The organism is Nocardia sp. NPDC003269 (genome assembly GCF_042888005.1).
In the GTDB taxonomy this organism is placed as follows: Bacteria; Actinomycetota; Actinomycetes; order Mycobacteriales; family Mycobacteriaceae; genus Nocardia.
In genome coordinates, this window is record NZ_JBIAPA010000002.1 from 1,746,069 (window position 1) to 1,758,060 (window position 11,992).

The following is an 11,992-nucleotide window of genomic DNA, read 5'->3' on the forward strand; positions in this document are numbered from 1 at the left end:
CGGCGGAGGTCACCGGCGACGAGCGGAAGGAGGCGCGGTGGGTCGTCCGACGGACCGTCGCTCGCCGCGCCGGGCGGGGGCGCTGTGCGCGTTCGTCATGATCGTGGCCGCCGTGTGCGCGCTCGTGATCGACTGCACCACGGTGCATCACGACGACCACCACCGCGTGGACGCGCCGCTCGACGTGGTCGCCGCCGCGGTCGTCGACGGGGCGGGGCTCGCCGTTCCCGGTCATCCGCTGCCCGACCACTGCCTGGTCGGTACCGCGGCGCCCGACACCGGCCTCGTGCTCCCGCTGCTCGGTCTGCTCGGCGCGCTGGTCGTCGTTCTCCTCGCGAGCCTCGGTCATCCGGCCGCGGCCCCGCGCGCCCCGCCGCGCGCGCCCCTGCGGTACCGCCAGGGCCGCGACATCCTCACCCAGTTCTGCATCTGTCGACGCTGATCGGTCAGCGCCAGGCCCGCCACACCCATGGCAGGGCCGGTGTTCGCGTGCCCGTTCTCGTCCGCGCCGTCGTCCCCGGCGGCCGACACAGGAAGCGACAGACATGCAGGAATACGTGCTCGACCGGACCGTTGCCGCGATCGCCGAGCGCCCACAGGGCCTCGTCGGCAATACCCCGGTGATGTGGGTGGGGGCGCCGCTGGCCACCGCCGACCGGGGGTTCTGGGCCAAGCTGGAAGGGTTCAACCCGGGCGGGATGAAGGACCGCCCGGCCCTGCACATGGTGCGCAGGGCCGAGCAGCGCGGTGATCTCGTCCCCGGCGCGCGGATCGTCGAATCCAGCAGCGGCACGCTCGGACTCGGGCTCGCGCTGGCCGGGCTGGTGCACGGTCACCCGGTCACCGTGGTCACCGATCCCGGGCTGGAACCGATCGTCGCGCGCATGCTCACCGCCTTCGGCGCCGAGGTCGACCTGGTCGACCGCGCCCACCCCACCGGCGGCTGGCAGCAGGCGCGCCGGGACCGGGTCGCCGAACTGCTCGCCGCCGAGCCCACCGCGTGGTGCCCGGACCAGTACAGCAATCCCGATGCCGCCGACGGCTACGCCGGGCTCGCGCACGAGCTCATCGACCAGGTCGGGCGGGTCGACGTGCTGGTCTGCGCGGTGGGCACGGGCGGGCATTCCGCGGGCGTGGCCAGGGAACTGCGCCGCCGATACCCCGGACTGCGCCTGATCGGCGTCGACACGGTGGCCTCCACGATCTTCGGCCAGCCGGCCGGGCCGCGGCTGATGCGTGGCCTCGGCTCGAACATCCACCCGGCCAATGTCGACTACCGCGCCTTCGACGAGATCCATTGGGTCGCACCGGCGGAAGCGGTGTGGGCGTGCCGGACCCTGGCCGCGACGCACTACGCCACCGGCGGGTGGAGCGTGGGCGCGGTCGCCCTCGTCGCGGGCTGGGCCGCCCGCACCGCCGACGCGGAGACCAGGATCGTCGCCGTCTTCCCCGACGGGCCGCATCGCTACTTCGACACGGTCTACAACGACGGCTACTGCCGCGAGCACGGCCTGCTGACGGGGCCGCCCGCCACCGATCCCGCCACGATCGCGCACCCGGCCGAGCGGGTGGTCGAGTCCTGGACGCGCTGCACGACAGTCCTCGATCCCGGCGCGCTCGCCGCCGGGCCGGGACCGGTGCGCGCATGACGACGCTGCGGACCTTCGCCGGTTTCGACACCCCGGCGCGACTGCTCATGATCAACCAGTTCGGCATCAATCTCGGCTTCTACATGCTGATGCCGTACCTGGCCGGGTACCTGTCCGGCCCGCTCGGCCTGGCCGCGTGGGCGGTCGGGCTGGTGCTCGGCGTCCGGAACTTCTCCCAGCAGGGGATGTTCCTGATCGGCGGCACGCTGGCCGACCGGCTCGGCTACAAACCGCTCATCGTGGCCGGATGTGTGCTGCGCACCGCGGGATTCGCCGCGCTGATCTTCGCCACCTCGCTGCCGATGCTGCTGCTCGCCTCCGCCGCCACGGGATTCGCTGGTGCCCTGTTCAATCCGGCCGTGCGCGCCTACCTGGCCGCCGAGGCCGGTGAGCGTCGGGTCGAGGCGTTCGCGGTGTTCAACGTGTTCTACCAGGCGGGCATCCTGGCGGGCCCGCTCGTCGGGATCGCCCTGCTCGGTGTGGATTTCCGCTGGACCGCCGCCGCGGCGGCGACCGTGTTCGCGGTGCTCTCGGTGGCGCAGCTGTGCGCGCTGCCGCAGCGCTCCGGGGTGAGCACCACGGCGTCGGTGTGGAGCGACTGGCGCGCCATCGCAGGCAACCGGCGCTTCGTGGCGTTCGCGGTGGCGATGGGCGGCACGTATGTGCTGTCGTTCCAGGTGTATCTGGCATTGCCGCTGCACGCGGGCACCGTCTCGGGTGCGGGCGGGCAGGAGCTGACCGCGCTGGTGTTCGTGGTGTCCGGGGTGGTCGCCGTCGCGGGGCAGGTGCGGATCACCGCGTGGTTGCGCGCGCGGTGGGGGATCGGGCGCGGTCTCGTCCTCGGGGTCGGGGTGCTGGCCGCGGCCTTCGTCCCGCTCGCGCTGGTCCCCGGCGTGGCGTCGTTCGGGACGGCCGCCGCGGCCGGGGCCCTGCTGCTGTCGGCGGCGGTGCTGGCGGTCGGGACGGCGGCGGTCTTCCCGTTCGAGATGGACACCGTGGTCTCGCTGAGCGACAACAGGCTGGTGGCGACCCACTACGGGTTCTACAACACCATCGTCGGGGTGGCCATCCTGGCGGGCAACCTGGGCACCGGCGCGGTCCTCGACGTCGCCCGCGCGGCAGGCGCCGACCGGCTGGTGTGGGTCGGGCTGACGCTGATCGGCCTGCTGACCGCGCTCGCGGTGCATCGGGTGATCCGGCCGGGCCCGGGCAGGCACCGGCAGTCCGACGCGCTGCCCGCCTACACCGCGGCGCCGGGACGGTGGCCGATCCGGTCGGCTCGGGAGTCCGCCGACGAGCTGACTCGAACACCGTGAGAAGATCGTTCGACCTGCGGAAATGAACCCGAGTCCCGGGCCGGGGCCGACCCCGGCGGTCGGCTCGGGCCCGGGCCGGTCGATAGACTCCCGGCATGACTACTGTGCTCGGCCGGGTGGCCGACCGGATGCTGGTGACGATGACAGCCGCCGCGGCCGTGACCGCCGTCGGCCTCGGCATCGCCGGCGCCCAGCCGACCGACCAGCGTGAACAGTTCCAGTCGGCCGCCGGGACCGAGGGCCTGGACCCGGCGCTGGCCCTGGCCTACACCCTCGCCGAGCAGCAGGCGCACGCCGAGGGTGTCCCGCTGTCGATCACCTCCGGCTACCGCACCCACGAGCAGCAGGAAATGCTGTGGCAGGACGGCCTGGCCACCTACGGCACCCCCGACGAGGCGCGCCGCTGGGTGCTGCCGCCCGCCGAGTCGACCCATGTCTCCGGCCACGCGGTCGACGTCGGCCCGCAGCAGGGCGCACAGTGGCTCGAGGCCAACGGCAACCGCTGGGGCCTGTGCCGCACCTTCGACAACGAATGGTGGCATTTCGAGCTGGTCACCGCGCCGGGCGCCGCGTGCCCGCCCCGGGTCCCGGACGCCAGCATGCGGTAGCCCACGAGACGAACGGCCGGGCCCGGTTCAGCGCAGGTCGGTGAAGAAGGTCCGGATGTCGGTGACGTGGGCCAGCGGTTCCTCCATGGCGACGAAGTGATTGCCCGGGTTGCCCGAGGGCCAGTGGGTGATCTTGTGGTCGCGGTCGGCCAGTTTGCGCATCAGCGGTGAACCGCCGCCGTAGACGCCGGTCGGCACCAGGTTCTGGCCGGGGGGCCAGCCGAAGCCGCCGTCGCGCAGGCCGTCGTACATCGGCCACGAGGAGGTGCCCGCGGTCTGGGTGAACCAGTAGATCGCGGCATTGGTGAGCAGGTGGTCGCGGTCGATGACGTCCTCGGCGAGGTCGGCCATCGGGGTGAACTCCTGGAACTTCTGCATCAGCCAGGCCAGCAGCGCCACCGGGGAATCGTTCCAGCCCAGCGCGAAGGTCTGCGGCGCCGCGCGCAGCAGCGTGTGGTGATCGACGCCGCCGGTCATCCACTGCTGCATCTCCGCCCACTGGCTCAGGTCCTCCGGCGCCATGCTCGGCACGTCGGCCTCGGTCGGCATGCCGATGCCGCCGTCGAGGTGGACGCCGATCACGTGCTCCGGCGCGGCCAGCGCCAGCTCCGGCGCGACATAGGCGCCGAGATCACCGCCCTGGGCGCCGTAGCGGTCGTAGCCGAGCCGGTCCATCAGCGTCGCCCACATCCGGGCCACCCGCGCCGTGCTCATCCCGGTCTCGCGCGGTGCCGCCGAGAAGGCGAACCCGGGCACCGACGGCACCACGACATGGAAGGCCAGGGCCGGATCGAGGCGGTGCGCCCGCGGATCGGTCAGCGGGCCGATGGTCCGGGTGAACTCGACGAACGAATTCGGCCAGCCGTGGGTGAGCACCAGCGGCACCGCGTCCGGCTCGGGGGAGCGCACGTGCAGGAAATGCACGTCGAGGCCGTCGATCTCGGTGACGAACTGCGGGAACTCGTTGAGCGCGGATTCCTGTGCGCGCCAATCGAAATCCTCGGCCCAGTACCGCGCCAGCTCGCGCAGGTAGTCGGTCGGCACGCCGCGTTCCCAGCCCGCGCCCGGCAGCGGCGCGGCCCAGCGGGTGCGGCGCAGGCGCTCCCGCAGGTCGTCGAGGTCGGTCTGCGGGATGTCGAGGTGGAAGGGGCGAATGGTCGTCATCTGATCTCCTCGGTCGGTGTACACACCACGCTAGAAGTCATCTAGGACAGTTTCGGTCCTAGATGCGCGGCAGAATGTGGACATGACCGATACCGCCGCGCGGCTGCTCCGTTTGCTCTCCCTGCTCCAGCTGCCCCGGGAGTGGCCGGGCAGCGAACTCGCCGACCGGCTCGGCGTCACCGACCGCACGGTCCGCCGCGATGTCGACCGGCTGCGTGAGCTGGGCTATCCCGTCGTGGCGGCGCTGGGCGCGACCGGCGGCTACCGGCTCACCGCCGGGTCGGCGTTGCCGCCGCTGGTGCTCGACGAGGACGAAGCGGTGGCCGTCGCGGTGGGCCTGCGGGTCGCGGCCGGACAGGCCGTCACCGGGATCGAGGACGCGTCGGTGCGCGCGCTGACCAAACTCGAGCAGGTGCTGCCGACGAAACTCCGCAGGCGGGTGCGGGTGGTCGGCGCGGCGGTGACGGTCGGCGCCGGCAGCGGCCCCACGGTCGACCCGGACGTGCTCACCACGCTCGCCGCCGCGGTGAGCAACCGGGAACGGCTGCGCCTGCGCTATCGGGACGCGGCGGGCGCCGAGACGCGGCGGCACGTCGAACCGATCGGCGTCGCGGCGGCGGGCCGACGCTGGTACCTGGTGGCCTACGACCTCGACCGGGACGCCTGGCGCAGCTTCCGCGCCGACCGCATCGAGGGACCGCAACCGACGGGTGCCCGCGTCGTCGCCAGGGCGCTGCCCGCCGCCGACGCCGCCGAGTACGTCGCGGGTCGCCGAACCGACTGGGCCACACCGAGTTACGAGGTCGACGTGACGATCGAGGCGCCACCGCACCGAGTCGAGGGCAGGCTCGGCGCGGCGCCGGGCAGCATCGTCGCCGACGGCGCCACCGGATGCCGGTTCACCGAGACCCGCGACGACGATCCGGAATGGCTCGCCGCGCAGCTGATCACCCTCGGCGTGCCGTTCCGGGTACACGGATCACCGGAATTGCGCGCGGGGTTGCGCGGCTGCGCGTCCCGGCTCGCGCACGCGCTCGACTGAGCTCAGAGCCGGCCGGTGTCCTTGAGCACCCGGCGGGACTGGGCGAAGAGCATGCCCACATTGACGGTCTTGCGGCACACCACGACGACCACCAGATCGTCGCGGCTCTCCGCGCGCAGGAACAGGTGGGTGAGATTGTTGGAGTTGACCAGGATCTCCTGGAAGTAGTGGTCGTCGCTGCGGATACCGCGACGTTCCTTCCAGATGTCCTCGATCATCACCACATTGCGGCCCTGGAACAGGTCCAGCGTGGCGGCCGCGAGCAGGTCGAGCACCTCCGGCGGGTGGTTGTCGACGGTCTCCACCGACAGCAGCATGCCGGTCGACATGTCGATGACGCCCGCCGCGACGCAGTCGGGAACTTCGCCACGCAGCGACTTGACCATGCCGGCCAGCCGTTCGCTCATGCTGGCGGGGGTGCCGTTGGTGTTCATGGGATCCTCTCGGTTCTCCGCCGTGGCGAAGAGTCGGGTACGTCCACGGCGGTCGTGGACGGGGGAGCGGCCTGCGGTGGACGCGGCCGCAGGGTGTCGTTGATGCCGCTGGCGCCGCGGCGGCGGCGCGGCAGGGCCGGATCGACCATGCCCGCCCCGACGGTGGCGGGTGGCTGGTCGACGGCGTGCCGGGCCGGCACCGTCAGCTGGCCGCCGCCGAGCAGGCGCGCGACCTCGACGGTCACCGGATAGAGCGGACGGCCGAGCAGGAAGGCCAGGTCGCGGCAGCTCCGCGTGCCGTCGACCAGGCGCAGCAGCTCGGCGCCCTCCGCGCGCATCGAGCGGCCGAAGTCGGTGAGCGCCAGCAGATTCCGGTACGGGGAGAAGCCGACGTGCGCGAGCGCGGCCAGCCTGCGCTCGGTCTCGCCGAGCAGCCACTCGGCGTCGTAGCCGGGATCGTCGCCGGCGAAGACCTGGGGGTGCGCGTCGATCCAGTGGCAGCGATCGATCCAGCCCGCCGCGATCGCGAACGTCCCGTCGACGGTCGCCGTCATCCGCAGCAGCCGGGTGCGGGCAGCGCCGAGCGGCTGTTCCTCGTCGCGACGGTCGAGCTCGTCGAAACCCGGTGCGCCACCGGTACTCACGGCCACGATCCGGCCGTCGACGAGGCGGATGTCGCCGCCCGGTTCGCCGGTGACACGCAGGATGCCGGTGAACCGGCTCGCGTCGGCATCGGTGAGCGCGGCCGCGAGTGGACGGGTGGTGTCCCGCAGGGGGACGGGGAGCTGCATGGTGGTCACATCCCGCGGTGGGCAGGGGAAGGTCGGCGCCGGATCGGTGGAACGGCGACCCCGGCGCAGGCGAGCCAGCAATGGCCGCAGACCATTTCCGGCGAATATGTCCGGCACCTTCATCGGGCTGGGTCGGCCGAGTTCCGGCGAACTCAGCGCATCGTCGCGCGCGGCGGCCGCGATGGGCCGCCGGGCACGGCATCCCGGCCCTGGGTGCTGCCGGAAAACTGCCGGTATGACCCCGGTGGGAGGTGTTGATTCTGTCGATATCGCACGACGATCCCCTGAAGACTTGCTGACGACGTGCGGCATCGACCGCACCGTGATCGTGACGACCCGGCCGGGGCCTGCGCCGTCACGAGCAAAATCCTGGCAGCACCGATGATTTCGAGCAACCGAATCCGCGAAATTCGATTCGGTTAATTCCGAGTAAGAAAACTGGTCGGTCTAGGACTTCCGGCAATTGCCTGGCCACCACGCCGCCGGTGCGGCGTGGTGGCGTCAAGACCGGTTGGCGCGGCGGGCTGTCAGCCCACCGGCGCCGGTTCGCCCGGCATGCCCTCGAGGGTGAGTCCGCCCTCGATGGTGTTGGGGACCCGGCGGCGGTTGGGGGAGCCGAGTGCGGTGGTCAGGTCACCGCCGTCGTGTTCGGCGAGCAGTTCGCCGCTGTCCCACACCAGCAGGGTGGCGCTGACGGTGTTCTCGGCGGTGGAGTGCGCCAGGTCGTAGTGCGCGCAGCCGGGGACGTGACCGTAGGTGATCCACAGGTCGTAGCCGGTCATGAACAGGTCGAGGTCGAATTGCACACTGAGACCGAGCAATTCGCTGCGGCCGTTGTCGTCGACACCGGCGAACGCCTCGTCCAGCGCGAGCAGGCGCGGGGCCTGCGGGTCGGCGGAGTCGAGCATCACGTGCGCGGCCGCGAACAGCGGCAGGTGCAGCGAGACCGACTGCTCGCCGCCGGAGAGCGCGCTGTGCCGGGCCACGGTCAGCTTGTCCTCGCTGCCGTCACCGTTGATCAGGGTGAACGAGAACACCCGCCAGGTGCGGTAATCGAGGGTGGCGCCGAGGATCTCGGGATAGGAGCGCTCCGGATGGGCGGTGCGGGCCGCCCGGATCTCGGCGGCGAAGTGGGCACGGACCGCGCCCAGATCCTCCGGGCTCAGCGCGGCGGTGTCGCGGTCGAGCAGTTTGCACATGGCGCGGGCGGCCTCGGACAGGCCGTCGGCCAGGATCCAGTGCACGCCGATGGTGTTGCCCGAGGACATCCGGCGCTGCTTCATCTCCGCGCCCATCCGGGTGATGAGTTCGCGTGCGTCGCTGGTGCGTTCGTGGATCTGCTGGGCCAGGCCGGTCAGCAGCGCGTCTTCCAGGATGCGGCGTTCGGCGTCGGTGAGCAGCAGTTCCTGATCGCGGCGCGCGGCGTCGATGCGCGCGGCGAAGTCGGCGAGCGCGGCCTGGCCGTTCTCGTCGTGCACGGCCACCACGGTGAGCCCGTCGGCGGCATCCCAGTGCAGGCGGTAGTCGCGCCCCGAGGCGGTGAGCGCGGCGTCGAACTCCTGCAGCGCGCTGGTCACCGCCGATCGTGTGGACTTGCGCCCGGCCTCGGTGGCCCGCACCTGGGTGGTGGCGGTGTCCAGGTCGGCGAACAGGGCCGCGACCTCGTCGGGCAGGACGACCGGGTCGGTTTCCGGTCCGGCCGCGACGATCCGGTACTGCAACTGCTCCGGGGTCGACCACGCGGCATCGGTGCTCGGCCAGCGGTGCTCGACGGAGGCGCCGAGCAGGCTCAGCAGGTCGGGCCGGGCGTACGGCGCCAGCGACCGCACCTCCGCCAGCACCTCGGTGAGCGCGGTGGCCAGCGCCTCGTTGGCGGTGCGGTAGGCGGCCTCGGCGTCGCCGACCGCCTCGATCGCGGCATTGGCGGCCTTGCGCGCGGCCCGCTGCTCGGCCTTGGCCGCTTCGATGGCGGCGCGCGCGGCGTCGAGTTCCCGATCGATGTCGGCCGCACTGGCGCCCAGCGCTTCCCGCAGTGTCTCGAGCTTGCGCTGCTGTTCGGTGAACCCGAGCCGGGCGGCCTCGGCTTCCTCGGCGAAGGCCTCGGCCAGCGCCCGCGCCTCGTCGTGCCGGTCGGCGCCCTCGCGTTCGCGCTCGTGTTCGCGCTCGTGCTCGGCGCGCAGGCGCAGCAGGCCGGTGCCGGTGTTCTCGAAGTGCCGGATCGCGGCGGCGAGGGCGTCGAGCTCGCGGGCCTCGGTCGGGGTGCGATGCGCCTGCGCGGTGGCCCGTAGCTTCTTCTCCATCGCGGTGGCCTCGCCGACCGCCTGGTCCAGATCGCGCTCGGTCTGGGTGACGGCCTCGGAGCGGGACCGCATGAGACCGGCTGTTTCCGCGACCGCGCGCAGGGCGGCGGTGATGGCGGACGGGCGGGGGAGGGCTTTGACGGCCGCGCTGATACTCGCCAATTCGGCCGTGGCCGTGGCTTCTTCGGCCTTCGCCGCGTCGGCCTCGGCCGTGGCGGCCTCGATCGCCGCGTCGAGTTCGGCCTGGCGCAGTTCCCGGCGGCGGGCGCGAGCGGTCGCGCCGAGGAATTCGGCTTCGGGCTTGGTGTGGCGTCCGGCCTGGAGGCCGTGACGATAGGCGCCGGAGGTGCCGATGGTGACGGGGGCCGCGTGGGCCACCGAGACCAGCGGGTGGAGCCGGCCGGATCGCGACTCGGTTGTCGCGGGGTCTCCCACCGTCGCGTCGGTGGCGGCCGCGGTGCCAGCGGAAGCCGCGGCCGATGCCGCTGATGCCGAGGTGGGTGCCGGTCCCGATGCCGGTGCGTCGGCGAGTGCGATCGAGGCCAGCACATCGGCAACGATGCCCGTCGGGACAGCCAGATCGTCGGAGTCGTCCTCGACGACGAGGATGTCGGCGAGGGAGCGACCCACCGGGCGATCGGCGGCGGGCAGCGGGAGCAGATAGCGGACCCCGTCGACTTCGGGGACGAGTGCCGGGTCGCAGATCCAGGCATCGAGCAGGCCGGCGGCCTGGAGGGCGGCCTCGATGCCGGCGGCTTCGGCCGGTGTCACCGCATCCGCGAAGCGCACCGCGCGCCAGAAGGGCACACCGGGAAGGTCTTTCGGCTCGCGGGCGTCGGTCGGGTGCAGCGGAGGCGCGTCGTCCCGTTCGGCGGCCACCTCGGCGCGCTCGGCGACCAGCGTGTCCCGGCGTGCGGTCGCTGCCGCCGCTCGCGCCTTGGCTTCCTGACGGCGGGTGCGGATCTGTTCCTGCCGGGGCTCGCAGTACTCGGCCAGCACCTCGTGCACGGACGGGACGTCCTCGGTGCCCGCCGCGGCGACGGCCGATGCCAGGGCGTCGAACAGCCCGGGACGCTCCGAATCAGCGATGCGTGGTACGTCTTCGGAGCCGCGGCCGGAGAGGAGGTCGGCGTCGACCGACTGGCCGTTCGGGTCGGTGAGAGGCCCGGTCGGCATGCCCGCGGCGATCGGTGCGAGCACGGCCGCATTGGCCTGCCACCAGGTACGCAGGGCGGCAGCGGATTCGGTGCGCGCCAGCGCGACGGCGGCTTCGGCGTGGGCCACCTCGGCGGCCGCCGCGTCGCGCAGTTCCACGGCGCGTTCGGCCAGGCGCTGGGCGCGGGTGCGGTCGGCGGCCAGGGATTCCCAGCGGCTCAATGCTTTTCGCACGGCGCGGACGTCGGCGTCGCGTTCCTCGGCGTGCCCGCGGACGGCGGCGGTGATCTGATCGCCGCGGCCGTCGGCGCCCGGCGCGGTCCACTCGATGCCCGCTTCCTCGGCGGCGGCGCGCAGGGCGTCCTCGCCGCGGACCAGCGCGGCGGCGGCGGTGCGCACCGCCTCGGCGGCCCGCTCGGCCTCCTCGGCGCGGCGCTGCAGGGTCTGGCCCGCCTCGGCGGCCTTGTCGCGGTGCACGGCGGCGGAGGTCTCCAGCCTGCGGACCGCGTCGGCGAGGTCGTCGAGCTGCTGTTTGCCCTCGTAGGCGCTGGAGCGTTGCAGGTTCTCGCGGTCGGCGATGGCCTGCTCGTAGGCGCGGTCGGCCTCTTCGGCCCTGGTCTCGGCCTCGGTGCGGTCGGCCTCGCGCCGCGTGCGCAGCGCGGTGGCGGCGAACAGGGCGGTCGAGGCGTTGGTGACCGCGTCGAGGCGGGTGCGGACCTGGTCGGCATCGGTCTTCGCCTGCACGGCAAGGTATTTGCGGTACACATCGACGAAGCGGCGCGTCGCGGTGTCGGCCTGGACGAGCCCGTCGAGGGTGCGCCCGACCTCCTCCATATCGCTGAAGGACCGGGCCGCGTCCAGGATCAGCTGCTCGTCGAGCGGGCGCAGACCGTCGGTGAGCGCCTGCGAGAGACCGCGCGGATCGAGGTTCTTGGCCAGCTGCGGCCTGCGCAGCGTGAGGATCAGATTGATCAGCTGGTCGTAGCGCTGCACGCCGAGCCCGAACATCCGGGCGTCGATCGCGGCCCGGTACTCCACCGGCCGGTCGACGATGGCGTCGCTGCCGATCTGCTCGGCGAGCTGCTTGCGGGTCAGCGGCCGGTCGTCGGGACCGATCAGGGAGAAGTCGACGCCGGCGCGCCCGTCGGCGACGAAGTACCAGCGCGTCACCTTGTCCGAGGACCGGGTGGCGCGCATGCCGATTCCGACGGTGACGACCTCCGGGTCCGCCCAGCTGCCGCGCGCGAACTCCATCCACACGTACGAGTAGGCCGATTCCTGCTTGCGATACAGCAGATTCGACTTCATGGTGCGCTCTTCACCGGCGAAGGGATTGAGCCTGCGCGGCTCGATCCGCCCGTCGAGCACGAACGGGAACAGCACCTCGAGTGCCTTGGTCTTGCCCGATCCGTTCGGCCCGCGCAGCACGAGCCGGCCGTCGGCGAAGCAGAACTCCTGGTCGCGGTAGTCCCAGAGATTGACGATGCCCGCGCGGGTCGGGACGAAACGCACTCCGCCGTGAATGAGCGACAT

The 11,992-nt window shown here is 72.5% G+C and carries 9 protein-coding genes; 5 read left to right on the forward strand and 4 right to left on the reverse strand.

Annotated elements, in window-relative coordinates; translation table 11 throughout:
- Positions 1-37 precede the first annotated feature (37 nt).
- From ACFYWJ_RS18475 to ACFYWJ_RS18490, 4 genes are all read left to right on the forward strand, one after another.
- Positions 38-442: a hypothetical protein gene (locus tag ACFYWJ_RS18475; protein ID WP_355275588.1), complete on the forward strand. Its 405-nt coding sequence runs from the start codon at positions 38-40 to the stop codon at positions 440-442.
- 103 nt (positions 443-545) lie between these two features.
- The gene (locus ACFYWJ_RS18480; RefSeq protein WP_355275586.1) at positions 546-1,649 is read left to right on the forward strand and encodes a PLP-dependent cysteine synthase family protein; all 1,104 of its coding nucleotides are present in this window, start codon (positions 546-548) and stop codon (positions 1,647-1,649) included.
- Entirely contained in the window at positions 1,646-2,965 is a 1,320-nt protein-coding gene (locus ACFYWJ_RS18485; RefSeq protein WP_355275584.1) for an MFS transporter, read from the forward strand. The genes ACFYWJ_RS18480 and ACFYWJ_RS18485 overlap by 4 nt, the downstream gene beginning before the upstream one ends.
- Positions 2,966-3,060: 95 nt before the next feature.
- Positions 3,061-3,573 (forward strand): M15 family metallopeptidase, encoded by a 513-nt coding sequence (locus ACFYWJ_RS18490; RefSeq protein WP_355275582.1) that lies wholly within the window; start codon positions 3,061-3,063, stop codon positions 3,571-3,573.
- A gap of 27 nt (positions 3,574-3,600) precedes the next feature.
- Here the strand turns inward: ACFYWJ_RS18490 and ACFYWJ_RS18495 are convergent, their stop codons facing one another.
- On the reverse strand, positions 3,601-4,737 hold the full coding sequence (locus ACFYWJ_RS18495) for an epoxide hydrolase (RefSeq protein ID WP_355275580.1): 1,137 nt from the start codon (positions 4,735-4,737) through the stop codon (positions 3,601-3,603).
- 82 nt (positions 4,738-4,819) lie between these two features.
- On the opposite strand from ACFYWJ_RS18495, the gene ACFYWJ_RS18500 reads away from it, so the two are divergent.
- Positions 4,820-5,779: a transcriptional regulator gene (locus tag ACFYWJ_RS18500; RefSeq protein ID WP_355275578.1), complete on the forward strand. Its 960-nt coding sequence runs from the start codon at positions 4,820-4,822 to the stop codon at positions 5,777-5,779.
- A 2-nt stretch (positions 5,780-5,781) separates the two neighbouring features.
- On the opposite strand, the gene ACFYWJ_RS18505 is transcribed toward ACFYWJ_RS18500, so the two are convergent.
- The 3 genes from ACFYWJ_RS18505 to ACFYWJ_RS18515 all read right to left on the reverse strand — a co-directional run bounded on the left by ACFYWJ_RS18505 (position 5,782) and on the right by ACFYWJ_RS18515 (position 11,992).
- Positions 5,782-6,213, reverse strand: a complete 432-nt coding sequence (locus ACFYWJ_RS18505; RefSeq protein ID WP_355275576.1) for a hypothetical protein — start codon at positions 6,211-6,213, stop codon at positions 5,782-5,784.
- Complete coding sequence (locus tag ACFYWJ_RS18510) at positions 6,210-7,004, reverse strand: hypothetical protein (protein ID WP_355275574.1); 795 nt, start codon at positions 7,002-7,004, stop codon at positions 6,210-6,212. The genes ACFYWJ_RS18505 and ACFYWJ_RS18510 overlap by 4 nt, the downstream gene beginning before the upstream one ends.
- 527 nt (positions 7,005-7,531) lie before the next feature.
- A complete protein-coding gene (locus tag ACFYWJ_RS18515) occupies positions 7,532-11,992 on the reverse strand; it encodes an SbcC/MukB-like Walker B domain-containing protein (protein ID WP_355275572.1) in 4,461 nt (1,486 codons plus the stop codon).